Genomic DNA, 26014 nt, shown 5'->3' with positions numbered 1-26014 from the left:
AATGCTAAGGGACAACCCTGCGGTAGCGCAATGCGAGAATCGCAAGGAACGTCACCGCATACGCGAGACATACGAACAGGTAGGTATACGCCAGGCCATACACCTGGCTGAGCAACCCGCCGAGGGCGATACCGGCAATCGAGGCGAACTGCGCGGTGCCCTGGGCAATGCCCAGCACATGGCCTTGCCGGGCGCTGTCGGCGGTTTTCGAAATCAGCGCCATCAGCACCGGCGTGGTCGCGCCCAGCAGCACGCCCCACACGAAGTAGCTGCCGACAAACACCCCAGGGTTGTGGGTGACCCCGGCCAGCCCGGTGAGGGCGATGCAGCCGACCACCACGTAGCCGATGCGCCGCAGTGTGTCGGCTTGTGTGCGCCCCTCGAAATGCCGCGACCACGCGGTGGCCGACAGGATGAACCCCAGCGCCAGCAAACCGTAGCACAGGCCCACCAGCGCATTGCTGACGTTGAACGTGGTGCTCACATACAGCGAGAACGAAGTCTGCGGCAGCATCCGCGCCAGCAGCAGGAGGCCCATCACACTGAGCAGCGGCAGCAGTGCAGACCCTTGCCACACACCGCCCTTGGTAGTGGATGCGGTTTTCTTGACCGGCGCAACATCCGGCAGGGTCACCGCCGCCACCAGCGTGCACACCGCGCAGAGTGCGGCGGCGCTGAGGTTGATCCAGAAAAACGTGGCATGGTCGAGGATCAGGCCGCCCAGCACCGCTCCGAGCAACGAGCCGACATTGGTGGAAATCTGCAGCAGCGCAAACAGCCGTGCCCGCCGTGAAGGCGCCTCGATGCTCACCCCATAGGCCTGGGCCGGGGCGATGTAACCGGCGCAGGCGCCCTGCAGGAACCGCAGGACCAGGATCGCCCACAGGTCGCTGAACAGCGCCAGGCCCAGTTGGGTCAACGTCAGCCCGACCAGTGCGCGGATCATCATCCACTTGTGGCCGTAACGGTCACCGATGCGGCCCCAGAACGCGCTGGTCAGCAGGATGCCGAGCATCGGCCCCACGTACACCGCGATGCTGGCGAAGCTGAACAGCGTGTCGGAGTCGGTCAAGCCGCGCAGATGAATGGGCCAGAACGGCCCGCTCATCTCCATGGCGCCCATCGACACAAGCTGGATCGTGAACAGCAGGTAAATCAGGACACGGGTCGGTGGCATGAAACGGCCTCGGTATGAAAAAAACGCGCGGGACGCTGATACTTTTTCCCGCGTCGGCTGGCATCAGGAGTAATTCTCATTTTCTCACGATGAAAGGACCCTGATGTCATGCCCGTTGCCAGCCGGTTAACCCTTGCTGTTCGTTCCGCCCTGATCCTGGTCGCCGCCAGCACGCCCGCCTGGGCCGCCACTGTGGACGCGAGCGACGACAGCGCGCAGAGCCTGACGCTTGATGCGACGAACGTCAACGCCCGCTACAGCGGCCCCACCGATCTGCCGGGGGTGCTCGCCGGTGGCCAGGTCGCTCGTGGCGCGCGCTTGGGCATGATGGGCAACAAGGACGTGATGGACACACCGTTCAGCGTCACCAGCTACACCGCCAAGACCCTGGCCGACCTGCAAACCGTGACCGTGGCCGATGCCCTGGAGCGCGACCCTTCGGTGCGCTCCACCGGGCAGGCCGGTGGCATCGTCGACTCGTTCTTCATCCGAGGGTTTGCGATTGGCGAGGGCAACCTGGGTGAACTGGCCTACGACGGTGTGTACGGCGTGGCACCCAACTACCGGGCGTTCACCGAGTACGCCGAACGTGTCGAAGTACTCAAGGGGCCTGGGGCGCTGATGTACGGGATCTCCCCCAACAGCGGTGTGGGCGGAGTGATCAATATCGTGCCCAAGCGCCCGCTGGACCAGGACCTGACCCGCTTCACCGGCAGCTATGCGGCGGACACGCAGGTGGGCGGCCACCTGGACATCAGCCGCCGCTTCGGCGATGAAAACCAGTTTGGCGTGCGCTTCAACGGCAGCCTGCAGGGCGGCGACACCGTCGTGGACAATCAGAACCGCGATGTCGGCATCGGCGCGATTGCCCTGGATTACCATGGCGAGCGGCTGCGCCTGAACCTCGATTACATCAGCCAGAAGGAAAGCTGGGAGGGCGCCTCGCGGCCGTTCACGATTGCGCCGGGCGTCGAGGTGCCGTCGGCGCCCAATGGTCGCACCAGCCTGCCGCAGAAATGGGGTTGGTCCGATACCAAGGAACAGTCGCTGTTGCTCGGCGGTGAATACGACCTCAACGACAACCTGAGCGTGTTCGTCCACGCCGGTGGCGGCAGGTCGGATGTGAAACGCATGTCCGACCAGGTGCCACGCATCCTCAATGACGCCGGCGACACCAGCAATATTCCCGGCTACTACAAATTCAACGTCGACCGCTCGACCGCCGATGTGGGCCTGCGCGGGCTGTTCGCCACCGGCCCGGTGACCCACATCACCACGCTGATGGCGACCCGTTACCAGGATGAACTGTCGCGGGGCATCACCAACGGCAAGGAGATCCGTTCGAACATCTACCACCCGGTGGACACGCCCAAGCAATACATCAATGCGCCGAAGGTACTGCGTATTTCCGAGACCGAATTGTCCGGCGTTGCGCTCAGTGACACCTTGGGCTTTCTGGATGATCGCCTGCAATTGACCCTGGGCATGCGCCACCAGTCGATCGAATCGCGCAACTACAACAGCACCGGCGGGGTCAGCTCGCGCTATGACGCCAGCGCCAATACGCCGCTGCTGGGGGTGGTCATCAAACCGTGGGAAGACGTGTCGCTCTACTACAACTACGTCGAGGGCCTCAGCAAAGGTGATGCGGCACCGGGCACGGCGAGCAATGCCGGCGAAACCTTCGCCCCGTATGAATCCAAGCAACACGAAGTGGGCGTGAAGTATGAACACGGCACCTTCATGACCACCGTTGCACTGTTCCAGATCGAAAAGCCCAGCGGCGAACTGGGCGCCAACGGCGTGTATTCGGTGCAGGCCGAACAGCGTAACCGCGGCCTCGAACTGAGCATGTTCGGCGAAGTGGCGCCCGGCACCCGCTTGATGGGCGGCGTGACGTTCCTCGATGGCGAACTGACCAAGTCCGCCACTGCCGCCAACCGGGGCAACAAACCCGTGGGCGTGCCGGATATCCAGGCCAACCTCTGGGCCGAGTGGGACACGCCGTGGCTGGAAGGCTTTACCCTCACGGGAGGTGCGATCTACACCGACAGCCAATACGTCAACCAGGCCAACACCCAGGCACTGGATTCATGGACGCGCATCGATGCGGGGGCGCGGTATGCGACCAAGATCGAAGGCCGGCCCACTACCTTCCGGGCTACGGTGCAGAACGTGTTTGACCGTGAGTACTGGTCGGGCGTGGCGTCGTACGGTGCATTTTCGCCGGGTTATCCGCGTACCTTGCAGCTGTCGGCGACAGTGGACTTCTGACCCGATAACTCAGAGGCACTTACAATGTGGGAGGGGGCTTACCCCGATGGCGGTGTATCAGTCAGCACATTTGTGGCTGACAAGCCATCATCGGGGGCAAGCCCCCTCCCACATTTTTACCGTAACAGTCATTTAAACCGTGGGCGTATTCACCACAAAGTCTTCTTCGAAATACTCCTGTTCACCCCGTGTGTCACTTTGGCGCCGCACCACCTCCATCTGCCGCAGCTCCACGCGGCGGATCTTGCCGGAGATGGTCTTGGGCAGCTCGCTGACGAACTCGATACGCCGCACCCGTTTGTACGGCGCCAGGTGCTCGCGGGCAAAAGCCAGGATGTGCCGGGCCAGTTCGGCGTCGCCCGCAGCATCGTGGGCCAGGATCAGGAACGCCTTGGGCACCGCCAGGCGCAGCGGGTCTGGGCTCGGCACCACGGCCACTTCCATGACCGCCGGGTGTTCGATCAAGGCGCTTTCCAGCTCGAACGGGCTGATGCGGTAGTCGGAGGCCTTGAACACATCGTCGGCGCGACCGACGAAGGTGATGTAGCCGTCGGCGTCGACCTGCGCGGTGTCGCCGGTGCGGTAGTAGCCGTCACGCATGACCTCGGCGGTTTTCTCCGGGCTGTCTTCGTAGCAGAGCATCAGGCCGAGAGGGCGCACGTCAAGGGGCAGGGCGACTTCGCCTTCGCTGCCGGGAATTCCATCCGGGTCGAGCAAGGCCACCTGGTAGCCCGGCAGCGGGCGGCCCATGGAACCGGGCTTGAGCACCTGGCCTGGGGTATTGCCCACCAGCGCGGTGGTTTCCGATTGGCCGAAACCGTCGCGCAACGGCAGGCCCCAGGCGTGCTGGATCTGCTCGATGATTTCCGGGTTCAGCGGCTCACCGGCGCCTACCAATTCGCGCAGGCTCAGGCGCGATTTATAGCTGGCAAGATCCTCCTGGATCAGCATGCGCCATACCGTGGGCGGCGCACACAGGCTAGTCACGCCGTAGCGTTCCAAGGCACTGAGCAGGGCCGGCGCGCTGAACCGCGCGACGTTATGGATAAAGATGCACGCACCGGCATTCCAGGGGGCGAACAGGCAACTCCAGGCATGCTTGGCCCAACCGGGCGAGGAGATATTCAGGTGCAGATCGCCCGGCTGCAGGCCGATCCAGTACATGGTCGACAGGTGGCCCACCGGGTAACTCTGGTGGCTGTGCAGCACCATCTTCGGTTTGGACGTGGTGCCGGAGGTGAAATAGAGCAGCATCGGGTCGGTGGCCAGGGTGCGGCCTTCGGCCTCGAACTGTTCGGGGTATTCAAAGGCGGCGTTGTGGGTGACCCAACCCTGCGGTGCCGCGCCCACGCAGATGCGGTTGCAACCGTCTGCCAGCCCGTCGAATTTAGGCACGTGAGCCTCGCCGACCACCAGATGGCGCACCTGCCCGCGCTCGATGCGGTCGCGCAGGTCGTCGGGGTTCAGCAGGGCGGTGGCAGGAATGACCACGGCACCGAGCTTGAACGCGGCGAGCATGGTGTCCCACAGCGCCACATCGTTGCCGAGCATCAACAGCACCCGGTCACCGCGACGTACACCGAGCGCGCGCAAGTGATTGGCCACCTGGTTGGAGCGCGTGGCCAGTTGCTGGAAGCTGTAGCGTTGCTCACTGCCGTCTTCCTCGACGATCCACAGCGCATGCGCCGCATTGCCCTCGGCCATCGTGTCGAAATAGTCCAAGGCCCAGTTGAATGCATCCAGTTGCGGCCAACGGAAGTCCCGGACGGCAGTGGCGTAGTCGGTGCGGTGAGCGAGCAGAAAATCCCGAGCGGCCAGGAAGGGCTGGGTCATGGTGGCTGTCCTTAATTATTGTTGTGGGGACTGACCCTCGGTTTAGCCGAGAGGCTGGACCGAGTATAGGCACGCATAAATCAGAGCAGAACGCCCAAAAACACCGGTGCGTTGTGCAAAAAAGTCATGGGTGTCGCGCCAGGCAGCAGTGAGATTGACGATTGAGACGTAAAAGTCCAAGATGGAATTATAAGTACAAAAGTGCGCGATTCATCTCTTTCTCACTCTTGCCAAACCAACAACAACTTGCGAGACCACGATCATGCAGAAACGCTCCCTCATTACCGCCCTGGCCTTGAGCCTGCTTGCATCCGGCCCCTTGGCCGCCGCCGAGAAAACCCTGCGCATCGGTATCGAGGCGGCTTACCCACCGTTCGCCTCCAAGACCCAGGAAGGCAAGATCGTCGGGTTCGACTACGACATCGGCAATGCGCTGTGCACGCAGATGAAGGTCAAGTGCGTGTGGGTCGAAGGTGAGTTCGACGGTCTGATTCCGTCCCTCAAGGTCAAGAAAATCGACATGGCGCTGTCGTCCATGACCATCAACGAAGACCGCAAGAAGTCGGTGGATTTCACCCACAAGTACTACTTCACTTCATCGCGCCTGGTGATGAAGGAGGGGGCGGTGGTGGATGACCAGTACGCCAGCCTCAAGGGCAAGACGGTGGGGGTGCAGCGTGCGACCACCACGGATCGCTACGCCACCGAGGTGTTCGAGCCCAAGGGCATCAACGTCAAGCGCTATGGCAATAACGAAGAGATCTACATGGACCTGGCTGCCGGGCGACTGGATGCGATCTTTGCCGACACCATCCCCTTGAATGATTTCCTGCAGATGCCCCGTGGCAAGGGCTATGCCTTTGTCGGCCCGGAACTCAAGGACCCGAAATACGTGGGCGAGGGCGCGGGCATCGCGGTACGCAAGGGCAATACTGAATTGGTCAGCCAGTTGAATGCGGCCATTGACGGCATTCGCGCCAGTGGCGAGTACCAGAAGATTTCGCAGCAGTACTTCAAGGCCGATATCTACGGCGATTGAGAGGTACACGCGCGCTGTCGCGCGGCCAATTAGAACCCCTGAGGCCAACGGACTTGTTGTGGCGAGCGGGCTTGCTGTGGCAAGCCCGCTCGCCACAAAATGCGTCGTGCGCACCTCAGCCCTTCAGTTCCTTCAGATGCTTGTAGACCGTCGCCCGCCCCATGCCCAGCACATTGGCCACATAGTTCGACGCGCTCTTGCCCTTGAACGCCCCCTCGGCGTGCAGGGCCAGCACCAGCTCACGCTTGTGATCGCGGGTCAGCACATTCAGGCTCAACTGCCGCTCGCGCATCCAGGCATGCAAAAACGTGTTGATGCGCTCCTGCCAGTCATCGCGAAACAACGAGTCCGGCTGCGGGATCAGCTTGCTCGGCGACAGGAACAGGTCCAGTGCCGCCTTGGCGTTTTCAAACAGTGAAATATTCAGGTTGATGCACAGCACCGCCAGGCGTCGGCCCTTGTGGTCGTGCAGCACGGTGCTCAGGCTGCGGATTTTCTGGCCATCCCAGTTGAGCTTTTCGTACGGGCCGATATTGACCTCGCTGACGTCGGCGTCGAGCATGTCCTCCAGCGCCGAGTCATCGCCGATGCTGCGCTTGGACAGGTTATTGGCGATGTAATCGACTTTTTGCGAGCGCAGGTCATGCAGCACCGCTTCGGCGTGGGGGAAGAACAGCGTGGCGATGGCGTCGGCCATCGCGCGGAAGTTCTGCATGACGGTGTCTTGTTCAGCGGTGTTCATCAATGGGGCTCCAGGCGGGCAAGGGAAAGCATACCAGCGTCGAGGCCGAAGCGTGTCAGCGCCTCCGGCAGCGCTGCGCCGCGCACCAGTGCGGCACTGGCCTGGCCCATGGCCGGTGAGGTCTGGATGCCATAACCGCCCTGTGCCGCGACCCAGAACAGCCCCGGTACCACCGGATCAAAACCCGCGAGCAGATCACCGTCGTGCACGAAGCTGCGCAGGCCGGCCCAGGTGCGGGTCGGGCGGCGGATGGTCAGGGTGGTGGCTTCTTCGATCTGGTAGATGCCCATGGCGATGTCCAGCTCTTCGGGCTGAATATCCTGAGGCGCCACCGGGTCGGCGTTGGCCGGGGAACCGAGGAACATGCCGGCGTCGGGTTTCATGTAGAAGGATTCGTCCAGCGCCACCAGCATCGGCCAGCGGTGGCTGTCGACGCCGTCGGGGCCGGCGAAGATGAACGCCGAACGCCGCTTGGGCTGCAAACCGATGGACGCGGCCCCGGCGAGACCGCCGATGTGGTCGGCCCAGGCGCCGGCGGCGTTGATGATGACCGGCGCGGTGTAGTTTGTGTCCTGGGTTTGCACCTGCCAGACGCCGTCGCTGTCGCGGCTCAAGCCGAGTACTTGGCTATCGGTATGCACCTGGCCACCGTTGCGGCGGATACCGCGCAGGTAGCCCTGGTGCAGGGCGTCGGTGTCGATGTCGCTGGCGGTGGGGTCATACAGCGCGCCGTGGACTTTTTCCCGGCGCAGGATCGGCAACTTCGCACAGGCCTCGTCGGCGCTGAGCAGTTCGACCTCGGCCACGGTGGCCTTGGCGCTCTGATACTGGGTGTTCAACTCGGCCGCATCGCCGATGAAGTCCACGGTCATTTCGCCCCGGGGCGTGAGCAACGGGTGTTCGCAGAAACCGGGCGGCGGGTTGTCGAAAAACGCCCGGCTGGCCAGGGTCAGCGCCCGCACCTGCGGGGTGCCGTAGGCGGCGGTAAACAGTGCCGCCGAACGTCCGGTGGAGTGATAGGCCGGGTGGCTTTCGCGCTCAAGCACCCGCACCTTGCCGTGCTGCGACAACCAGAACCCCGTGGAAGCGCCGGCAATACCGCCGCCGATGATGATGAAATCTGCGTGGTTCATAGCTGTCTCCAGAGGGCATTGGCCAGGGCGATGTCTTCCAGGCCCAGGCCGATGGAGCGGAAGAATACATGACGGTCGTAGGTCGGAGGTTGCACCCATTCGCTGAGCAGTTCGGGCAAGTCCCCCACGATGGCACGCGGGTCCCACCCGTGTTGCTCGGCGGCGATCAGCATGTCACCCGCCGCGCCCGGGGTGGTCTGGCGATAGTCGCAGAACACCTGCATCGCGTTCAGGCTGTGGGGCGGCACTTCGTGGGCGCGGGGCGCATTGGTGCTGATCGAGGTAATCAGCGCCGGTTTGCTCAAGCGGGCAGGGTCGAGTACCGGCCCGGCCGACGAGGTGCACAGCAGGATCACATCGGCGTCGTCCACGGCCGCCTCGCAGCTGTCGGCGATGACCACCCGTGGGTCCAGGTTTTTGAGGTGGGCGATAGCCTCGGCGCTGGCGTTGCCCAGACTGGGGGAAAACAGGCTGATGTGCTGCCAGTCACGCAGTTGCTTGACGTAGTGCAAATGCGCCTGCGCCACCTTGCCGCTGCCAATGATCGCCAGGCGCCTTGCTGGTAAAGGCGCCAATGCTTCCACCGCCAGCGCTGTGGTGGCCGCAGTGCGGGCCGTGGTCAGTTCGGCCGCATCGCACAGCAGCAGGGGTTGGCCGGTCTGCATCGACATCAACAAGGTCCACGCGGTCACCAGTGGCCCTTGCTCACCCACAATATAGGGCGAGGTCTTGACCCCGTACACCCCATCCTCGGCCAGCACACCCAGGTAGTTGATAAAGTCGCCGGCGGCGTGCGGGAACTCCACCAGTTGCTGCGCTGGCTGCACGGCTTGCCCGGCCGCCAGGTCCTGGAACAGCTTGCGCAGGATCTGCGGCACATCGACTTTTCCGAGCAATTCGCGGGCCTGGGCCTGGTGGATCACATGGGGTGTGCTGGACATGGGGTTCTCCGCAAGTAAACTAATTTGTCTATTATGGACTTTTAGTTTCGTTGGGCAAGCGTAAAAGATCACCTCGTAAAGCGAAACCCACCCGACAATTCAGTTTTCAGAAACCCCACCAACGCACTCACCGCCTTAGGCACATGGGGCGAATACGGTCGTATCAAATAGATCTCGTCGGCAAACGCGCCCTTGAGCGTCCAGCCCTTGAGCACCTGCACCAGCTTGCCGCCGGCCAGGGCGGCGTGGGCGCTGAAGTCGGGGAGCAGGGCGATGCCCAGGTGATTGAGGGCCGCATCGCGCAGGGCTTCGCTGTTGTTGGTGGCGAAGCTGCCGGCGATGGGCACGGTGAGGCGTTCGACGTTTTTAGTGCCACGCTCGAAGGTCCAGGCCGGCTGGTCGGCGCCGCGAGGGTAGAACAGGCAGTTATGTGCGCACAGATCACCGGGTTCACGCGGTTCGCCGTGGCGCTGCAGGTATTCCCGGGTGGCGACCAGCACCGAGCCGGTGTCGCACAGCTTCCAGGCCACATGGGTTTCCGGCACCTGGAAGCCGTGGCGCACGGCCAGGTCGTAGCCTTCGGCGGCCAGTGAACTCAGGGCGTCGGACACGTCCAGTTGAATGCGCACCTGCGGGTACTGTTGCAGGAATTCCGACAAGTACGGCACCAATTGCTGACGGGCGAACGCCACCGGCGCGGTCAGCCGTACCAGCCCGCGAATCTCGCCAACCGAGTCGCGTACCGAGGAAAAGCTGCGGGCGATCTGCTCATAGGCGCTGCGCACTTCACGGGTCAACGACAGCCCCGCATCGGTCAGCCTGACGCTGCGCGTGGTGCGGGTGACCAGCCGCGTGCCGGTGGCTTTTTCCAGGTCGGAAATACGCTGGCTCACCGCCGACTTGCTCACGCCCAGGCGTGCGGCAGCGGCGGTGTAGGTGCCTTGTTCCTCCAGCACCGACAGCCAGTGGATATGGGTCCACAGCCCTTCGATCTCGGATTTTTCCATGGGTGGATTGTTCGCTGTGCTGGACAATAAGTTCTGGATTCTGCTCTGGTTTGGAACAAATCGAAAGCCTATCGTGGTCCCCAACGCTATCCACCTGGGATCTACTGCCATGACCACCACCATCGAGCACTACATCAACGACCAGCGCGTGTCCCGCGACGATCGCTATCAGGACGTCTACAACCCGGCCACCGGCGAAAAGACCGGCCGCGTCGCCCTGGCCAGCCGCCAGACCGTGTCCGAAGCCGTCGCCGCCGCCCAGGCCGCGTTCGCCGGTTGGGCCGACACCCCGCCGATCCGCCGTGCCCGCGTGCTGTTCGAATACCTGCACCTGCTGCGTGAGCGCAAGGACGACCTGGCGCGCATCATCGTCGCCGAACACGGCAAGGTCTTCACCGACGCCCAGGGCGAAGTGGATCGTGGCATCGATATCCTGGAGTTTGCCTGCGGCATCCCCAACCTGCTCAAGGGCGAGCATTCCGACCAGGTTTCCCGCGGCATGGACAACTGGACGATGCGCCAACCGCTGGGCGTGGTGGCGGGTGTGACGCCGTTCAACTTCCCGGTGATGGTGCCGATGTGGATGTACCCGATCGCCATCGCGGCGGGCAACACCTTCATCCTCAAGCCAAGCCCCACCGACCCGAGCGCCTCGTTGTTCATGGCCGAACTGCTGCGCGAAGCCGGCCTGCCCAAAGGCGTGTTCAACGTGGTGCAGGGCGACAAGGAATCGGTGGATGCGCTGATCGAGCACCCGGACGTCAAGGCCGTGAGCTTTGTCGGCTCCACGCCGATTGCCCAGTACATCTACGAGACCGGTGCGCGCAACGGCAAGCGCGTGCAAGGCCTGGGCGGCGCAAAAAACCACATGGTGGTAATGCCCGACGCCGATCTCGACAAAACCGTCGACGCCTTGATGGGCGCCGCCTACGGCAGTGCCGGCGAGCGCTGCATGGCCATCTCCGTGGCGGTGCTGGTGGGCGATGTGGGCGACAAAGTCATCGCGGCGCTGACCGAGCGCGCCAGGCACCTGCGCATCACCGACGGCCGCGACCTCAAGGCCGAGATGGGCCCGATTGTGTCCCGCGCCGCCCTGGAGCGCATCAGCGGCTACATCGAACAAGGCGTGCAGGCGGGCGCGCAGTTGCTGCTCGATGGGCGCGACTATGTGCCGACCGAAGCCGGCCTGGAAAATGGCTTCTGGCTCGGCGCGACCCTGTTCGACCACGTCACCCAGGAAATGAGCATCTACCGCGAAGAAATCTTCGGCCCGGTACTGGCGTGCGTGCGCGTGAATGACTTTGCCGAGGCGATCAAGCTGGTCAACGACCACGAATTCGGCAACGGCGTCAGCTGCTTTACCCGCGACGGCAACATCGCCCGCGAATTTGCACGGCGCATTGAAGTGGGCATGGTCGGCATCAATGTGCCGATCCCGGTGCCGATGGCCTGGCATGGCTTTGGTGGTTGGAAAAAGAGTTTGTTCGGCGACATGCACGCCTATGGCACCGAGGGCGTGCGCTTCTATACCAAGCAAAAGTCGATCATGCAGCGCTGGTCGGAAAGCATCGAGCAGGGCGCGGAGTTTGCGATGCCGGTGTCCAAATAACGGCCAAAAGAACACAGCAGGGCAAATGTGGGAGGGGCTTGCCCCCTCCCACTTTCGATTGTTTTCCACTTCAGGGTTGACGGTCGGGCGAATGCACAATACTGTATATAAACACAGTGTTTAAGCGCTGATCGACCAACACCGGCAACCTCAGTCCTGCCAGACACTGTGTGCAAGTTAACGGATTAACTTGATGCACAGGCTCGTCTTACCGAGCCATTTTTATTGATAGAGAGGGAACTCATGTCCTACCCAGAAAGCAGACTCACCGGTCTGATCGGTTTCGCCCAAGCGGCAAAAGTGACAGGTGGCTGGTCCGGCCCTGTGGTCAGTATCACCACGCTCGATCAACTCAAGGCCAATATCGGCGACACCACCCCACGGGTACTGGTGATCAACAGTAATATCTCGGCGTCGAGCCTGACCAAAGTCAACATGGGTGCCAACAAGACCCTGATTGGCTCGTTCCAGGACCGCACCCTGGAGAATATTCACCTGCGTGCAACGGCGCAGTCGCAGAACATCATTCTGCAGAATCTTATCTTCAAGCACTCGGCAAGTATCAAGGCCAATGACGATATCCAGGTCTACTTGAACTACGGCAGCAAGTATTGGATCGACCATTGCTCTTTCGTCGGGCACAGCTGGTCCACCACTGACGGCAGCGAAGATAAACTGCTGTATATCGGGGAAAAGGCCGATTATGCCACCATCAGTCACTGCTTCTTTGGCAGTCATAAGTATGGTCTGATCTTCGGTCACCCGGCGGATGATAATAATGCCGCGTTCAATGGTTACCCACGCCTGACACTGTGCCATAACCGCTTCGATAACATGGAAGTGCGTGCGCCTGGCTTGATGCGTTACGGTTATTTTCATGTGTACAACAACTACATCAATAACTTCCACCTCGGTTTTACCCTGGCACAAAATGCCAACATCCTTTTTGAAAGTAACTACTTTGGCGAAGGCAGCCAAAATAAAGGCATGTTGGATGACAAGGGCAACGGGACCTTCACCGACATCAACAGCGTGCCGCCAATCACTAATCAGAAGTCGCCCAAGGCGCAGTGGACGGCGTCATCCAACTATGGCTATACCTTGAAGACCGCCGCACAAGCCAAGGATTTTACCCAGAAGAATGCCGGCGCCCAGTCGGTTGCACTGGTCTTTGGTAGTTGATTAGCTAGCTTTCTACTTAGTGATCAATTAACGCGAGTGCCACTGTATTTATATCAAGGATATAAATACAGTGATGGCCTTTATAATCTAAATAATTCTTCATGTTGCGACAGGCAGGCTTCCATGTTAAACCTTGTTTCGCACTTGCAGAGCCAACTATCCCTTGCTCTTTCAGCCACTATCAAGTTGTTGGCTGTCATGTGCTATTTAATCTTCGCTTGTCACTTAAGCGTCAGCAAAAGGACATCATCATGAAACATGCGAATCACACACCCACTCGCTGGACACGGGCCGATGCGCTGAAAGTTAATGAGAATGACCCGACGACGACACAGCCGTTAGTGAGTCCTGACTTTCCTGTCATGAGTGACACGGTCTTTATCTGGGACACCATGCCCTTGCGTGAACTGGATGGTACGGTGGTATCGGTCAATGGCTGGTCAGTGATCTTCACCCTGACGGCTGATCGTCGCCCCCATGATCCACAATTCATCAACGCCGATGGCCGTTACGACATCAAGCGCGACTGGGAAGACCGCCATGGCCATGCGCGTATCTGCTACTGGTATTCGCGCACCGGCAAGGACTGGATCTTCGGCGGTCGTGTCATGGCCGAAGGGGTTTCGCCGACCACGCGGGAATGGGCAGGTACACCGATCCTGCTGAATAACAACGGCGATATCGACCTGTATTACACCTGCGTCACACCGGGCGCCACCATTGCCAAAGTCAGGGGCCAGGTGGTCACCTCGGATACCGGCGTGACCCTGCGGGGCTTTGATCAGGTCAAATCGTTGTTTGATGCCGACGGTATCTATTACCAAACCGAAGCGCAAAATTCGACTTGGAACTTTCGCGATCCCAGCCCCTTTATCGATCCAAAAGATGGCAGGTTGTACATGGTGTTCGAAGGCAATGTTGCCGGCGAGCGCGGGACACACGAAGTAGGCCCGAATGAAATAGGCCTGGTGCCGCCCGGGCATGAAGATGTCGGCGGTGCGCGTTATCAGGTCGGCTGCATCGGCATTGCGGTGGCCAAAGACCTCAACGGTGACGAGTGGGAGATTTTGCCACCGCTGGTGACCGCCGTTGGTGTGAACGACCAGACCGAACGGCCGCACTATGTGTTCCAGGACAACAAGTACTACCTGTTCACCATCAGTCACAAGTTCACCTACGCGGACGGCGTGACGGGCCCGGATGGCGTGTATGGTTTCGTCAGCGACCGGCTGTTCGGCCCTTACACACCGATGAACGCCTCCGGCCTGGTGCTCGGCAATCCGCCTTCGCAGCCCTTCCAGACATACTCCCACTGTGTAATGCCCAACGGCCTGGTGACATCGTTTATCGACAGTGTGCCCACCACCGGCGATGACTACCGTATCGGCGGCACCGAAGCGCCGACGGTCAGGATTGTGTTGAAGGGCGATCGTTCGTTTGTGCAGGAAGCGTATGACTATGGCTACATCCCGGCGATGCGCGATGTGGTGTTGAGCCAGTGACTGCCGTGCAATCGTCAGCCTGATTCATCTGGTGTAAACCGATGCAAAAGTGGGAGGGGGCTTGCCTCCTCCCACTTTTTTAACCGCAATCCAGTTCGGTGGCCGAAGCACTGTCGAGCAAGCTGGCGGTGTAGAGCAGGGTGTGTCAGTGCGAGCATGTTTAATTGATGAATAAATAAACTAATGGATGGTTTAATTGGTGATGGGAATTTCCTTCGGATGGTATTCGTCTTACAAACGCAGCCTACAGTATTATCGGTAGGACTTAGTTGCTGGTTTGCTGGCGGTTTTTTTTATCGTGCAGGAACGCTCTACAGTGAGCGTTTAAGATGTGTGATACAAAATCATGAGGTGTTTTGGCTTGACAAATTTATGTGCGGATAAATAATTTAATCGCTTGCTTTAAAAGGTGTGAAATCATTTTTTTATAAAAACAAGGATGAAAATGATGGATGCTCAAAATTCAGTAAAAAACAGATCAAATGAAATGAAAGGCTCTCTAAGAATGAGATTTATAGAGTGTGCGAGGCCGGTTACAACGAGGTGGCTAATGCAATTGTCCGGCATGCCGCGCTTAGGGAACTTGAAAAATTCGGCGAGATTATCTCTGCTCGTCCTCTGACGCATCAGGGTATGGCCTTGTTTTTTGGCACCCTTTGGGCTTTTTTTAAAGACGTGCCTGCGGGAATCGTTGCGTTGGCTGCACGTGTTACGGATGAATGGATCAAGGAGGATATGTGGAATGGCACAGCCAAGGCTGCGCATATTCTTTATGCTTCGGTTGATGAGTATGGTCTGCACCAGCATAGTAAACATATGCTGCCTACCCATCATCAGATGTTTAAACAACTGACGATTCATCTGGGGCTTTCCGATGCTGATCTGTTTAATCCGTCTAACGTACTCCCAGAGGGTACTGCGATGGGGAATAACACGCATAGGATGTACCGCTCCGAGTTTTTGGGCGAAGCGTTGGGTTTTCATTTGGCTTCGGAAATGACCTCGTCCAGAGAGTTTCAGTACTTTCTTGAAGGGTTTAAAAAATACGCCCGTGAGTATGGCTTGGTGGATGAGGAAGACCCGGTCTTGGCGTTCTTCGCTATCCACTGCGAAGTCGAACCCATGCACGTAGCGACCGGGCGGGAGATCGTAATTTCATACTTGGAGAAAAACCCAGGTATCGCTCCACAAGCCATGCGCGGTGCGATGGCATTCATGGACGGTTTTGAACATATGTTTTCGGCACTTAATCGTCGCCTTGCCGACCCGCAGAGTCTTTGAATTCTGGAGATTGTCTACATGTATAAGTCTTATGAGTGTCAGATCTGTCACTACGTTTATTCCGAGGCATTGGGTGAGCTTCTAGTCGACGTTGAGGCAGGAACAAGGTGGGGCGAGCTAGACGACAATTTTCAGTGTCCGCACTGTCGGGCAAAGAAAAAAATGTTCAGAGAGATTGTGAGGTAAATGCACGACTTTCTGAGTGCAATGCTATTTTCGACACTGCTTTCAATAAGCGTTGGACCGATAGCCTTGATCATTCTAAGGCAGTCCATCGTCTTTGGCTTTCGCAGTGCATTGCCCGCAGCCCTGGGGGCGGCAGTTGCCGACGCGGTATTTGCAGCTGTCGCGTTTACAGGCTTGAAGGTGGTCGAAGCATTTTGGGTCGCCAATCATCAGCTATTGACGTGGGGAGCGATTGCCTACCTCCTTTATCTTGGTGTTACCACATTCAAGAACGCTGCTGGCACGATGCAGATAACGTGCACCGCAGGATTTGTACCGGTCTTTTTACTGACGTTGACTAGCCCGTTCACCATTGCGGCGATTTCTTCCTATGCCATCGCCAGCGGCGCCCAGCTTCAGGGGCAGGGAATCTACTGGAATTTGCTGGGTGTTCTAGTGGGCTCGTTTCTCGGGCAAATGTTGTATGCAGCAGGGGGTGGGGGGATGAAGAAGCTGTTTGCTGAACGTTCAGGTTTTGGTGTGCTCAATCGAGCGAGCGGGGTGTGTCTGATTGGATTTGCGGGCTGGCAGATGGCTTGTGCTCTATCGCTATAGGCTTGCCCCCGATGGCGGTGGATGAGTCAGCTAGAGGTAAGCTGACTCATCCACCGCCATCGGGGCGAGCCACCTCCCACATTAATCCTGCGTTCCTAGCGCCGACCTGTGCGGGTACTCACATCCACCCAAACCGCCAGCACCAGAATGCTGCCCTTCACGATCATCTGCCAGTAACTGTCCACATCCAGCATCGACATGCCGTTATCCAGGCTGGTAATCACCAACGCCCCGAGCAACGCGCCATACACCGTGCCCGAGCCGCCGCGCATCGATGTGCCGCCGATAAAACACGCGGCGATGGCATCCAGCTCACCCATGTTACCCGCCGACGGCGAGCCGGCAGCCAGGCGAGCGGTGTTGACCAACCCGGCGAGCGCGCACATCACGCCCATGATGCCGAAGATCCACAGTTTCACTGCCTGCACGTTGATGCCCGACAGGCGCGTGGCTTCCATATTGCTGCCCACCGCATACACCCGGCGGCCGAACACGGTCTGGCTGGTGACGTAGCTGAATACACCGAGCAGTACCAGCAACAGCAGCACCGGCACGGGGATGCCGTCGTAGCTGTTGAGGGTGGTGACGAACCCGGCCAGCACCGCGCCGATCACCACCACGCGCAGCACATCACGCACCAATGAATGTGCAGCCAGGCCATGCAGTGCGCGGTTGCGCCGTTGTTTCCAGGTGAGGAACAGGGTCAGGGCAAACAGTAAGACACCGAGGCCGATCCCGACCGAATGGGGCAAATACCCTTGGCCCACATACACCAAGGAAGGCGACACCGGCGCAATGGTGGTACCGCCCGTGATCCCCAGGAGAATCCCGCGAAACGCCAACATCCCCCCCAGGCCAACGATAAACGACGGGATACGCAGGTAGGCGGTCATGTAGCCGTTGGCCAACCCGATCATCAAGCCGCACAGGGCAACCAGGCTCAGGTTCGCCAACAGCGGCACGTGATACACCACGTCCAGGATCGCCGCCAACCCGCCCAGCAAGCCGAGCAACGAGCCCACCGACAAATCGATCTCGCCGCTGATGATCACCAGCACCATGCCGCACGCCAGGATCCCGGTGATCGACATCTGCCGCAGCAGGTTGGACAGGTTGCGCGGTGTAAGGAAGCCCCCCTCGGTCTGCCAACTGAAAAACAGCCAGATCACCGCCACGGCGATCGCTAGGGCAAGCATTTTGTAGCGGGTAAACAGCTGTTTGAGCTGATTCATCTACGCGGTCTTCCGATCATTATTATTGTGTTGGCTGAGCGCCGCGGCGAGCACCTGTTCCTGGGTGAGCCCGTCGTTGATGAAGTCGCCGCGCAACTGGCCGTCGCCGATCACCAACACGCGGTCGGATACGCCGAGTACTTCGGCCAGCTCCGAGGAGACCATGATGATCGACACTCCCTCGGCCGCCAGCGCACCCATCAATTTGTAGATCTCATACTTGGCGCCCACGTCCACCCCGCGTGTGGGCTCATCGAGGATCAGCACGCGAGGCTTGGCCATCAGCATTTTCGCCAGCACGGCCTTTTGCTGGTTGCCACCGGACAGGCTGGTGATCGGCAGGAACGGGCTGGCGGTCTTGAGGTGCAGGCGTGCAATCTGCTGGTCGATGCTGCCCAGTTCGGCTTCGGCGTCGATGCGCGTCAGGTGCGCGTAGGTGTCGAGTACCGCCAGGGTGATGTTCTGGCCCACGCCGAAGTCGGGAATGATGCCCTGACGCTTGCGGTCCTCGGGCACCATGCACAGCCCGGCGCGGATCGATTTGAGCGGCGTGCGCGTGTCGATCACCTGGCCGTCCAGCCACACCTCGGCGCTGTAGCGACCGGGGTAGGCACCGAACAGTGCCGACACCAGCTCCGTGCGCCCGGCACCGACCAGCCCGGCAATGCCGAGGATTTCCCCGCGCTTGAGCACAAAGGACACATCGTCCACGCGCTTGCGCCTGGGGTTGTCGACGTCATGGCAGGTGACGTTGCGTGCCTCGAAAATCACCTCGCCCACCGCATGGGGTGCGGTGGGGTAGAGGTTGCTCATCTCGCGGCCGACCATCTGGGTGATGATTTGTGCGATGTCCATGTCGGCCATGGCGGTGGTCGCGATGTGCTTGCCGTCGCGGATCACCGCAACGGTGTCGCACACCGCCGCCACCTCATCGAGCTTGTGGGAGATGTACACGCAGGCCACGCCCTTGGCCTTGAGGCCGCGGATGATGTCCAGCAGCACCTCGATTTCCGAGCGGGTCAGGGCCGAGGAGGGCTCGTCGAGAATCAGCAGCCGCGCCTGTTTGTTCAGGGCCTTGGCGATTTCCACCAGTTGCTGGTGGCCGCCGCCGTACTGCGACACCGGCAGCGCCACGTTCATGTCCGGCACCTTGAGCTCGCGCATCAAGGCTTCGGCGCGGTGGAACATCGCCGGGTAGTTCATGCGCCCGCCCGGCAGGGTCAGTTCATGACCCATGAAGATGTTTTCGGCCACCGACAGGTCGGGCACCAGGGTCAGTTCCTGGTGGATGATCACGATACCGGCCGCTTCGGTTTCGCTGATCGACTGGGCCTTGAGCGGCTGCCCGTCCCAGAGAATTTCGCCGTCCCAGGTGCCGTGGGGATACACCGCCGACAGCACCTTCATCAAGGTGGATTTACCGGCGCCGTTCTCGCCGCACAGGCCGACGCATTCCCCCGGCCGCACCTTGATATCGATGCCGTTCAGCGCGTTGACCCCGCCAAAGCGTTTGACGATGCCGTTCATTTGCAGCAGGTAGTCGACCATGGCGCTTACTGCCCGGCCATCTGCTCTTTGGTGTAGAACCCGTCTTTCTCCAGCAGGTCGATGTTCGCCTTGGTCAGCGGGGTCGGGGTGAGCAGGATGGTGTCGACCTTTTTGCTGCCGTTGTCGTACTGCGAGCTGTAGGTGGGTTGCTCATTGCGCGCCAGTTGCACCGAAAGTTTGGCGGCTTCGCTGGCGATCAGCTTGAGCGGCTTGTACACGGTCATGGTCTGGGTGCCGTCGATCACGCGCTTGACCGCCGCCAGGTCGGCATCCTGGCCGGAGATCGGCACCTTGCCCGCCAGTTTCTGCGCGGCCAGGGCCTGGATCGCACCGCCGGCGGTGGCGTCGTTGGAGGCGACGATGGCGTCGATCTTGTTGTTGTTCCGGGTCAGGGCGTTTTCGACGATGCTCAGGGCTTCGGTGGGGTTCCATTCCTTGACCCACTGCTGGCCGACCACCTTGATATCGCCCTTGTCGATGGCCGGTTGCAGCACTTTCATCTGGCCTTCGCGCAGCACCTTGGCGTTGTTGTCGGTGGGCGCGCCGCCGAGCAGGAAGTAGTTGCCCTTGGGCGCCGCTTGCAGCACGCCGCTGGCCTGCATTTCGCCGACCTTTTCGTTATCGAAGGAGATGTAGGCGTCGATGTCCGCATTCAGGATCAGGCGGTCATAGGACACCACCTTGATCCCGGCTTTCTTGGCTTCGGCGACGGCGTTGGTGAGCACGGTGGCGTTGAACGGTACGATGACGATCACATCGACGCCGCGGGAAATCAGGTTTTCGATCTGGGAGATCTGTTTTTGCTCGTTGGCATCGGCGGATTGCACGAAGACTTTGGCGTCGAGTTTCTCTGCGGCGGCGACGAAGTAGTCGCGGTCGCGGGACCAGCGTTCCAGGCGCAAGTCATCGATGGAGAAGCCGATCTTCGGGTGGGCCGAGTCGGCCAGCACCGGCAGGGCGAACAGGGCCAGGGCAGTGGCGATGAGGGTGCGTTTCATGGTTATGCGTCCTTTTATTGTTGTTGGAAAGACTCTAGGCAAACACCGTACTTGTGGCGATGAAGCGTGTTGTGGCAAGTGAGCTGTTGTGGCGAGCGGGCTTGCCCCGCGTTGGGGCGCGAAGCGGCCCCNGCGACATGTTTTCACCTGACACACCTAGGCGCCTGGTTCTGGGGCTGCTTCGCAGCCCAACGCGGGGCAAGCCCGCTCGCCACAACAAGCCAGCTCGCCACAAAAAAAGCCCGCATGTCACACAGTCAGCGGTAGATAAAGCGATTCACAATACCTTCCAGCATCTCTTGCCGACCACTCACCGCCTGCGGGTTCAGCTCATGGGCAAAGGCATGCTCGGCCAGGGATTCCAGGCTGAATTCCCCCGCCAGCACCGCCTGGCCCAGCGGCTGCTGCCAGCCGGCGTAACGCTGGTCCTTGAACTGCTGCAACCGGTCGTTCTCGACCATGGCCGCCGCCCGCTCCAGCGCCAGCGCCAACACATCCATGGCCGCCACATGCCCGTGGAACAGGTCTACCTCATCGAGGCTCTGGCGGCGTACCTTGGAATCGAAATTGTAGCCGCCATTCTTGAAACCCCCGGCCTTGAGGATTTCATAAGTGGCCAGGGTCATTTCCTCGACGCTGTTGGGGAACTGGTCGGTGTCCCAGCCGTTCTGCGGGTCGCCACGGTTGGCGTCGATGCTGCCGAAAATCCCGAGGGACACGGCGGTGGCGATCTCATGATGAAAGCTGTGCCCGGCCAGGGTCGCGTGGTTGGCCTCAATGTTGACCTTGATCTCATGCTCCAGGCCGAACTCATGCAGGAAGCCGAACACCGTGGCGCTGTCGTAATCGTATTGGTGCTTGGTCGGCTCCTGGGGCTTGGGCTCGATCAGCAGGTCGCCCTTGAAGCCGATCTTGTGCTTGTGCTCTACCACCATGCGCATAAAGCGCCCGAGCTGTTCGCGTTCGCGCTTGAGGTCGGTGTTGAGCAGGGTTTCATAGCCTTCACGGCCGCCCCACAGTACATAGTTGGCGCCTTTGAGCCGCAGCGTCGCGTTCATCGCGCTGAACACCTGGGCGGCGGCGTAGGCAAACACCTCCGGGTCCGGGTTGCTCGCGGCGCCGGCGGCAAAGCGTGGGTTGCTGAAGCAGTTGGCGGTGCCCCACAGCAGTTTGATGCCGGTTTGTTCCTGATGGCGTTCCAGGTGGTCGACCATCTGCGCAAAGTGATTGCGGTATTCCTTGAGCGAGCTGCCTTCGGGGGCGACGTCCGTGTCGTGAAAGCTGTAGTAGTCGATGCCCAGCTTGGTGAAAAACTCGAAGGCCGCATCCGCCTTGCCGATGGCCAGATCCATCGGCTCGCCACTGCGTTGCCATGGCCGTTTGAAGGTGCCCACGCCAAACATATCCGCCCCTGGCCAGACGAAGGTGTGCCAATAACAGGCGGCCATGCGCAGGTGTTCGCGCATGGGTTTGCCGAGGATGATTTTATTGGCGTCGTAATGGCGAAAGGCGAGGGCAGAGTCGCTGCTGGGGCCTTCGAAGCGAACCTTCTCGACACCGGGGAAGTACGGCATGGCGTTTTCCTTATTGTTCTTGGCGGTGCCCCGATACTAGCAACGGCCAATGGGCTGCCGATTATGAAAATCACCAAGGGAGGGTGCGATTTTGAGTGGCAGGGTCTAGGCTGTTGCGACCGGCCCCAGGACAACAACAATGAAAACCCTACCGCCCGTGCACCGCATCGCCTTGCTGTTCAACGGCAGCAAAATCTACGACCGTGGCATCATCGCCGGCATCGGCAATTACCTGAGCAGTACCCGCGCGTCCTGGGACTTGTTCCTTGAAGAGGACTTCCTGTGCCGCCTCAAAGGCATAGAGCGCTGGCAGGGCGACGGCATCATCGCCGACTTCGACGACCCGCTGATCGGCGAGGCGCTGGCCGGCAGCAAGGTGCCGGTGGTGGCAGTGGGCGGTTCTTATGAGGATGCGCGCGCCTACCCCAAGGGCATTCCCTATGTGGCCACCGACAATGCGGCCTTGATGAAGCTGGCCTATGAACATTTGATCGAGGCCGGTGTGACGCGGTTCGCCTGTTTCAGCCTGCCCGAAGCCCAGGCCAATCGCTGGGCCCAGGAGCGCGAAAAGGCCTTCAAGCGCTTGCTGCAACGCGATGGCTTGCCAGTGCAGATCTATCGCGGCCTGGGCACCAGTGCGCCGCTGTGGGACAGCGCGGTGGAGCAGCAGATCGCCTGGCTGCAAAGCCTGCCCAAGCCCATCGGGATCATTGCGGTCACCGACGCCCGCGCCCGGCAACTGCTGCAAGCCTGTCTCACCGCCGGCATCGCGGTGCCGGAAGAAGTGGCGCTGATCGGTATCGACAACGACCCACTGACCCGCACCCTCACGCGCGTGCCGTTGAGTTCGGTGATCCAGGGCACCGAAACCATGGGCCGCACCGCCGCCGCGCTGTTGCACCAGATGCTGCATGGCAAGCCCTGCACCGGCACGCAGGTGCTGGTGCCGCCGGATGCGATCAACGTGCAGGCGTCGAGCCTGCACCAACCCTTGGGCAACTCTTATGTGATGCAGGCGTTGCTGTTTATCCGCCAATACGCCTGCCAGGGCATCAAGACGGCGCAGGTGGCGGCCTATGTCGGCGTGTCGCGTTCATCGCTGGAATCGCACTTTCGCAAGGCGCGCGGGTGCAGCGTGCACGACGAGATCCTGCGCTTCAAACTCGCCAGCGCCGCCAAGGGCTTGCAGGGCAACCACCTGGCGATTGCCGACATCGCCCAGCAGTGCGGCTTCAAGTCGGCGCAGTACCTGCACACCGTGTTCCGCCGCGAGTTCGGCTGCACGCCACGGGAATACCAGCACAGCCATTAGAAACTTTGCAGGCATCGCCCATTCGCTGCTGGACTTGCACCGTACAGACTAGGGAGAATGGTTTTTTGTGGCGTAAATGGAAGCTCCCATGACCGACAGTGCCCAGCGTGCCGCCAGCGACATCGACCTGATGACCGAAGTGGCCATGCTTTATTACCTCGACAACATCACCCAGGAAGCCATTGCCAAGCGCTTCGACCTGTCGCGGGTCAAGGTCAGCCGCTTGCTCAAGCGCGCCCGTGATGAAGGGGTGGTGGAGGTGCGGGTGTTGCAGCATCCGGCCCTGAACACGGAGTTGGAGCAGGCGCTGGTCGAGCGTTTCCAGTTGGACCGCGCCTTGATCGCGGTTGACCACGGCGACCCCGACACCCAGCGCTCGGCCGTGGCCAGCCTGGTGGCCAACTACCTGAACAAGACCCTCAGCGACGGCATGATCGTCGCCGTCGGCATGGGCCGCAACGTGGGCGCCGTGGCCGAGAACGTGTTCCTGCCGGTGACGCGCAACTGCACCTTCGTTTGTGCCATCGGCGGCTCGCTCAAGGCCGGCGAATACATGAACCCCGACCATATCTGCCGGCGCCTGGCCCTGCGTTTCGGCGCCGAGAGCGAAACCCTGTACGCCCCGGCCCTGGTGGCCAACCCGGAACTGCGCAGCGTGCTGATCAACAACGACACCGTGCGCTCCACCCTCGACCGTGCGCGCCGCGCCGATATCGCCTTGATCGGCATCGGCGACATGAGCGAGAACAGCAACATGGTGCGCATGGGCTGGTTCTCGCCCCAGGAAATCGCCCAGGCCCGGGTGTCCGGTACGGTCGGTGACATGATGGGCTACGACTTCATCGACATCCACGGCCAGCCAGCGGTCAACGCCATGCAGGGCCGGGTGATCGGCCTGTCGGTACAGGAGCTGGTGCGCATTCCCGACGTGGTAGCGATTGCCAGCGAAAACACCAAGGCGGCGGCCACCCTCGGTGCGTTGCGCTCCGGGGTGATCAACACCCTGGCGACGACCGTGTCGAATGCCTACACGATCCTTGCCCTGGATGATGCAACGCGCCGCTAGGTGACATCTTGTATGTGGTGAGCCCGCTTGTTGTGGTGAGCGGGCTTGTTGTGGCGAGCCCGCTCGCCACAGAAAGCCCCGTCCACCAAAGAGGCTGTGTAGGGCAAACCCGCTCCCACACCTAGGCCACCAACCGCGCCTCAACCGATTCGGCAAGGTTGGTCAGGATCAGGCAGCACGACACTGCGCCCGCATCCAGTACTCCCAGGGAGCGCTCCCCCAGGCGGCTGGCACGGCCGATCTTGGCCACCAGGTCGCGGGTGGAATCACGGCCCTGGGACGCGGCGCTTTTCATCCGGTGCAACGCTTCGCGGAACGTCGCGCCGCTGGCCTGGGCCTGTTCGAACGCCTCGACCGCTGGAATCAACGTATCCATCAGGCACTTGTCACCCACGCCGGCGTCGCTGATGTCTTGCAGTGAGGTCAGGCCGCCACGCAGCAGCCTGGCGAAGGTCGCCCCATCGATGCTATCGCGGCCGCGCACTTCGTCGGCCATGCCGATAAACAGGCTGCCATACAGCGGGCCCATGGAGCCGCCGATGCCTTCCATCAACGCCAGGGTCAGTTCGTCCAGCGCCTCGGCCAGGGACAGTTCGCGGCCCTCCAGGGTCTTGCCGCAGCGCGAGAATCCCTTGGCCATGTTGATGCCGTGGTCGCCGTCGCCGATGGCGCCGTCCACTTCACTGAGGTATTCGCGGTTGGCGACGATGATCGACACCAGGTTGGTGACGATGGCGCTGCCGGTGTTGCTCGGGAAATGTTCGCTCATGCTTCACTCCGACTGGGTCATGCCGATGGAGCGGCAAGGTTGGTCGATCAAACGGCTCAGCTCGGCGTCGAGGCCAAGCAGGGTCAGGGTCACGCCCATCATTTCCAGGGACGTGAAGTAGTTGCCCACGTAACAGCGGTGTGTGCGCAGGCCCTTGGCGCGCAGTTGGCGCTCGACCTCGGCGTAGAAAATATACAGCTCCATCACCGGCGTGGCGCCCAGGCCCGAGACCAGCACCACCACGCTCTGGTCCTGGGTGAAGTCGCGGTCGGCCAGGATCGGCGCAAGCATGCGCTCGGCCATGGCGGCGGCGGACTCCACTGGCACCACTTCGATACCGGGTTCGCCATGGTGGCCGATGCCCAGTTCCATCAGGCCGTCGGCAATCTGGAAGTTGGGTTTGCCTACCGCCGGAATGGTGCAGGGCGTGAGCCCCACGCCGATGGAGCGGCAATGGTCCACGGCCTTCTGCGCCACGCGGATCACGCCGTCAAGGTCGTAGCCCTGGGCGGCGGCGGCACCGCCGATCTTCCACATGAAGATCTCGCCGGCCACGCCACGCCGCTTGGCGATTTCGGCGGGCGGGGCGGAGGCCACGTCGTCGTTGGCCACCACGGTGCGGATGTTCATGGCTTTGCTGGCGGCCATTTTCATCGCCAGCTTCACGTTCATGTTGTCGCCGGCATAGTTGCCATACAGGCACGCCACGCCCGCGCCCTGGTCGGCGGCACGGAACGCGTCGAAGAAGCTCTTGGCGGTGGGCGAAGAGAAAATCTCGCCCACCGCCACCGCATCCACCAGCCCTGGGCCGACATAGCCGAGAAACGCCGGCTCGTGCCCCGAACCGCCGCCGGTGACAATACCTACCTGGCCGGCCGGTGAGGACGTGCGTTTGCGGATGACCCGTGGGTTGCTCTCGTACTGCACCAGTTCCGGGTGCGCCAGGAGGATGCCCGCGAGCATGTCCTCGACCACCAGGTCCGCATCATTGATGACTCGATTCATAGGGTGTTTC

General features: G+C 61.0%; 22 protein-coding genes. 10 read left to right on the top strand and 12 right to left on the bottom strand.

What is annotated here, in order from left to right:
* Positions 1 to 4: 4 nt before the first annotated feature.
* Positions 5 to 1177, bottom strand: coding sequence for an MFS transporter (locus BFN10_RS22460; RefSeq protein WP_071491501.1), 1173 nt, complete (start codon positions 1175 to 1177; stop codon positions 5 to 7).
* A 108-nt stretch (positions 1178 to 1285) separates the two neighbouring features.
* Between BFN10_RS22460 and BFN10_RS22455 the strand changes: the two genes are divergently transcribed.
* Complete coding sequence (locus tag BFN10_RS22455; protein ID WP_071491500.1) at positions 1286 to 3451, top strand: TonB-dependent receptor; 2166 nt, start codon at positions 1286 to 1288, stop codon at positions 3449 to 3451.
* Positions 3452 to 3583: 132 nt separating this feature from the next.
* Here the strand turns inward: BFN10_RS22455 and BFN10_RS22450 are convergent, their stop codons facing one another.
* Positions 3584 to 5284: an AMP-binding protein gene (locus BFN10_RS22450; RefSeq protein ID WP_071491499.1), complete on the bottom strand. Its 1701-nt coding sequence runs from the start codon at positions 5282 to 5284 to the stop codon at positions 3584 to 3586.
* A 262-nt stretch (positions 5285 to 5546) separates the two neighbouring features.
* Between BFN10_RS22450 and BFN10_RS22445 the strand changes: the two genes are divergently transcribed.
* Positions 5547 to 6323 (top strand): ABC transporter substrate-binding protein, encoded by a 777-nt coding sequence (locus BFN10_RS22445; RefSeq protein WP_071491498.1) that lies wholly within the window; start codon positions 5547 to 5549, stop codon positions 6321 to 6323.
* A gap of 115 nt (positions 6324 to 6438) precedes the next feature.
* Here the strand turns inward: BFN10_RS22445 and BFN10_RS22440 are convergent, their stop codons facing one another.
* The 4 genes from BFN10_RS22440 to BFN10_RS22425 form a co-directional block, all read right to left on the bottom strand.
* Complete coding sequence (locus BFN10_RS22440; RefSeq protein ID WP_071491497.1) at positions 6439 to 7065, bottom strand: helix-turn-helix transcriptional regulator; 627 nt, start codon at positions 7063 to 7065, stop codon at positions 6439 to 6441.
* On the bottom strand, positions 7065 to 8198 hold the full coding sequence (locus BFN10_RS22435) for an NAD(P)/FAD-dependent oxidoreductase (protein ID WP_071491496.1): 1134 nt from the start codon (positions 8196 to 8198) through the stop codon (positions 7065 to 7067). Before BFN10_RS22435 ends, BFN10_RS22440 begins: the two co-directional genes overlap by 1 nt.
* The gene (locus BFN10_RS22430; protein ID WP_071491495.1) at positions 8195 to 9139 is read right to left on the bottom strand and encodes an ornithine cyclodeaminase family protein; all 945 of its coding nucleotides are present in this window, start codon (positions 9137 to 9139) and stop codon (positions 8195 to 8197) included. The genes BFN10_RS22435 and BFN10_RS22430 overlap by 4 nt, the downstream gene beginning before the upstream one ends.
* 68 nt (positions 9140 to 9207) lie before the next feature.
* A complete protein-coding gene (locus BFN10_RS22425; protein WP_071491494.1) occupies positions 9208 to 10146 on the bottom strand; it encodes a LysR family transcriptional regulator in 939 nt (312 codons plus the stop codon).
* A 109-nt stretch (positions 10147 to 10255) separates the two neighbouring features.
* On the opposite strand from BFN10_RS22425, the gene BFN10_RS22420 reads away from it, so the two are divergent.
* The 6 genes from BFN10_RS22420 (at position 10256) to BFN10_RS22400 (ending at position 16500) form a co-directional block, all read left to right on the top strand.
* Positions 10256 to 11755, top strand: a complete 1500-nt coding sequence (locus tag BFN10_RS22420) for a CoA-acylating methylmalonate-semialdehyde dehydrogenase (protein WP_071491493.1) — start codon at positions 10256 to 10258, stop codon at positions 11753 to 11755.
* A gap of 243 nt (positions 11756 to 11998) precedes the next feature.
* The gene (locus BFN10_RS22415) at positions 11999 to 12937 is read left to right on the top strand and encodes a pectate lyase family protein (RefSeq protein WP_071491492.1); all 939 of its coding nucleotides are present in this window, start codon (positions 11999 to 12001) and stop codon (positions 12935 to 12937) included.
* Between the two features lie 251 nt (positions 12938 to 13188).
* On the top strand, positions 13189 to 14439 hold the full coding sequence (locus BFN10_RS22410; protein ID WP_071491491.1) for a glycoside hydrolase family 68 protein: 1251 nt from the start codon (positions 13189 to 13191) through the stop codon (positions 14437 to 14439).
* Positions 14440 to 14958: 519 nt separating this feature from the next.
* Positions 14959 to 15720, top strand: a complete 762-nt coding sequence (locus BFN10_RS22405) for an iron-containing redox enzyme family protein (RefSeq protein WP_231999492.1) — start codon at positions 14959 to 14961, stop codon at positions 15718 to 15720.
* An 18-nt stretch (positions 15721 to 15738) separates the two neighbouring features.
* Positions 15739 to 15906 (top strand): rubredoxin, encoded by a 168-nt coding sequence (locus tag BFN10_RS30215; protein WP_081049337.1) that lies wholly within the window; start codon positions 15739 to 15741, stop codon positions 15904 to 15906.
* Positions 15907 to 16500, top strand: a complete 594-nt coding sequence (locus BFN10_RS22400; protein ID WP_071491489.1) for a LysE family translocator — start codon at positions 15907 to 15909, stop codon at positions 16498 to 16500.
* A 95-nt stretch (positions 16501 to 16595) separates the two neighbouring features.
* Here BFN10_RS22400 and BFN10_RS22395 read toward each other — a convergent pair whose 3' ends face one another.
* From BFN10_RS22395 to xylA, 4 genes are all read right to left on the bottom strand, one after another.
* Positions 16596 to 17732: a sugar ABC transporter permease gene (locus tag BFN10_RS22395; RefSeq protein WP_071491488.1), complete on the bottom strand. Its 1137-nt coding sequence runs from the start codon at positions 17730 to 17732 to the stop codon at positions 16596 to 16598.
* A complete protein-coding gene (gene xylG, locus BFN10_RS22390; RefSeq protein ID WP_071491487.1) occupies positions 17733 to 19280 on the bottom strand; it encodes a D-xylose ABC transporter ATP-binding protein in 1548 nt (515 codons plus the stop codon).
* 5 nt (positions 19281 to 19285) lie between these two features.
* Positions 19286 to 20278: a D-xylose ABC transporter substrate-binding protein gene (xylF, locus tag BFN10_RS22385; protein ID WP_071491486.1), complete on the bottom strand. Its 993-nt coding sequence runs from the start codon at positions 20276 to 20278 to the stop codon at positions 19286 to 19288.
* Between the two features lie 257 nt (positions 20279 to 20535).
* Positions 20536 to 21852 (bottom strand): xylose isomerase, encoded by a 1317-nt coding sequence (gene xylA / locus BFN10_RS22380; protein ID WP_071491485.1) that lies wholly within the window; start codon positions 21850 to 21852, stop codon positions 20536 to 20538.
* A 139-nt stretch (positions 21853 to 21991) separates the two neighbouring features.
* On the opposite strand from xylA, the gene BFN10_RS22375 reads away from it, so the two are divergent.
* Together BFN10_RS22375 and BFN10_RS22370 are read left to right on the top strand one after the other, a co-directional pair.
* Positions 21992 to 23164 carry a XylR family transcriptional regulator gene (locus tag BFN10_RS22375; protein ID WP_071491484.1) on the top strand — a complete coding sequence of 391 codons (1173 nt, stop codon included), beginning with the start codon at positions 21992 to 21994 and terminating at the stop codon, positions 23162 to 23164.
* An 88-nt stretch (positions 23165 to 23252) separates the two neighbouring features.
* Positions 23253 to 24230 carry a sugar-binding transcriptional regulator gene (locus BFN10_RS22370; protein WP_071491483.1) on the top strand — a complete coding sequence of 326 codons (978 nt, stop codon included), beginning with the start codon at positions 23253 to 23255 and terminating at the stop codon, positions 24228 to 24230.
* Between the two features lie 121 nt (positions 24231 to 24351).
* On the opposite strand, the gene dhaL is transcribed toward BFN10_RS22370, so the two are convergent.
* Both dhaL and BFN10_RS22360 read right to left on the bottom strand, forming a co-directional pair.
* Positions 24352 to 24999 carry a dihydroxyacetone kinase subunit DhaL gene (dhaL, locus tag BFN10_RS22365; protein ID WP_071491482.1) on the bottom strand — a complete coding sequence of 216 codons (648 nt, stop codon included), beginning with the start codon at positions 24997 to 24999 and terminating at the stop codon, positions 24352 to 24354.
* A gap of 3 nt (positions 25000 to 25002) precedes the next feature.
* Positions 25003 to 26004 (bottom strand): dihydroxyacetone kinase subunit DhaK, encoded by a 1002-nt coding sequence (locus tag BFN10_RS22360; protein WP_071491481.1) that lies wholly within the window; start codon positions 26002 to 26004, stop codon positions 25003 to 25005.
* Between the last annotated feature and the right edge of the window lie 10 nt (positions 26005 to 26014).

It is taken from the genome of Pseudomonas extremorientalis, from assembly GCF_001870465.1.
Taxonomy (GTDB): domain Bacteria; phylum Pseudomonadota; class Gammaproteobacteria; order Pseudomonadales; family Pseudomonadaceae; genus Aquipseudomonas; species Aquipseudomonas extremorientalis.
Note: the sequence above shows the minus strand (reverse complement) of the source record. Positions and strands in the feature narration are given on the sequence as shown.

What these genes read in the sequence shown, in the direction of transcription:
- BFN10_RS30215 (WP_081049337.1), top strand. Translation starts at nt 15,739, where the DNA reads ATGTATAAGTCTTATGAGTGTCAGATCTGTCACTACGTTTATTCCGAG.
- BFN10_RS22415 (WP_071491492.1), top strand. Translation starts at nt 11,999, where the DNA reads ATGTCCTACCCAGAAAGCAGACTCACCGGTCTGATCGGTTTCGCCCAA.
- BFN10_RS22410 (WP_071491491.1), top strand. Translation starts at nt 13,189, where the DNA reads ATGAAACATGCGAATCACACACCCACTCGCTGGACACGGGCCGATGCG.
- BFN10_RS22395 (WP_071491488.1), bottom strand. Translation starts at nt 17,732, where the DNA reads ATGAATCAGCTCAAACAGCTGTTTACCCGCTACAAAATGCTTGCCCTA.
- dhaL (WP_071491482.1), bottom strand. Translation starts at nt 24,999, where the DNA reads ATGAGCGAACATTTCCCGAGCAACACCGGCAGCGCCATCGTCACCAAC.
- BFN10_RS22450 (WP_071491499.1), bottom strand. Translation starts at nt 5,284, where the DNA reads ATGACCCAGCCCTTCCTGGCCGCTCGGGATTTTCTGCTCGCTCACCGC.
- xylG (WP_071491487.1), bottom strand. Translation starts at nt 19,280, where the DNA reads ATGGTCGACTACCTGCTGCAAATGAACGGCATCGTCAAACGCTTTGGC.
- BFN10_RS22370 (WP_071491483.1), top strand. Translation starts at nt 23,253, where the DNA reads ATGACCGACAGTGCCCAGCGTGCCGCCAGCGACATCGACCTGATGACC.
- BFN10_RS22460 (WP_071491501.1), bottom strand. Translation starts at nt 1,177, where the DNA reads ATGCCACCGACCCGTGTCCTGATTTACCTGCTGTTCACGATCCAGCTT.
- xylA (WP_071491485.1), bottom strand. Translation starts at nt 21,852, where the DNA reads ATGCCGTACTTCCCCGGTGTCGAGAAGGTTCGCTTCGAAGGCCCCAGC.
- BFN10_RS22360 (WP_071491481.1), bottom strand. Translation starts at nt 26,004, where the DNA reads ATGAATCGAGTCATCAATGATGCGGACCTGGTGGTCGAGGACATGCTC.
- BFN10_RS22425 (WP_071491494.1), bottom strand. Translation starts at nt 10,146, where the DNA reads ATGGAAAAATCCGAGATCGAAGGGCTGTGGACCCATATCCACTGGCTG.
- xylF (WP_071491486.1), bottom strand. Translation starts at nt 20,278, where the DNA reads ATGAAACGCACCCTCATCGCCACTGCCCTGGCCCTGTTCGCCCTGCCG.
- BFN10_RS22435 (WP_071491496.1), bottom strand. Translation starts at nt 8,198, where the DNA reads ATGAACCACGCAGATTTCATCATCATCGGCGGCGGTATTGCCGGCGCT.
- BFN10_RS22455 (WP_071491500.1), top strand. Translation starts at nt 1,286, where the DNA reads ATGCCCGTTGCCAGCCGGTTAACCCTTGCTGTTCGTTCCGCCCTGATC.
- BFN10_RS22430 (WP_071491495.1), bottom strand. Translation starts at nt 9,139, where the DNA reads ATGTCCAGCACACCCCATGTGATCCACCAGGCCCAGGCCCGCGAATTG.
- BFN10_RS22445 (WP_071491498.1), top strand. Translation starts at nt 5,547, where the DNA reads ATGCAGAAACGCTCCCTCATTACCGCCCTGGCCTTGAGCCTGCTTGCA.
- BFN10_RS22400 (WP_071491489.1), top strand. Translation starts at nt 15,907, where the DNA reads ATGCACGACTTTCTGAGTGCAATGCTATTTTCGACACTGCTTTCAATA.
- BFN10_RS22440 (WP_071491497.1), bottom strand. Translation starts at nt 7,065, where the DNA reads ATGAACACCGCTGAACAAGACACCGTCATGCAGAACTTCCGCGCGATG.
- BFN10_RS22420 (WP_071491493.1), top strand. Translation starts at nt 10,256, where the DNA reads ATGACCACCACCATCGAGCACTACATCAACGACCAGCGCGTGTCCCGC.
- BFN10_RS22375 (WP_071491484.1), top strand. Translation starts at nt 21,992, where the DNA reads ATGAAAACCCTACCGCCCGTGCACCGCATCGCCTTGCTGTTCAACGGC.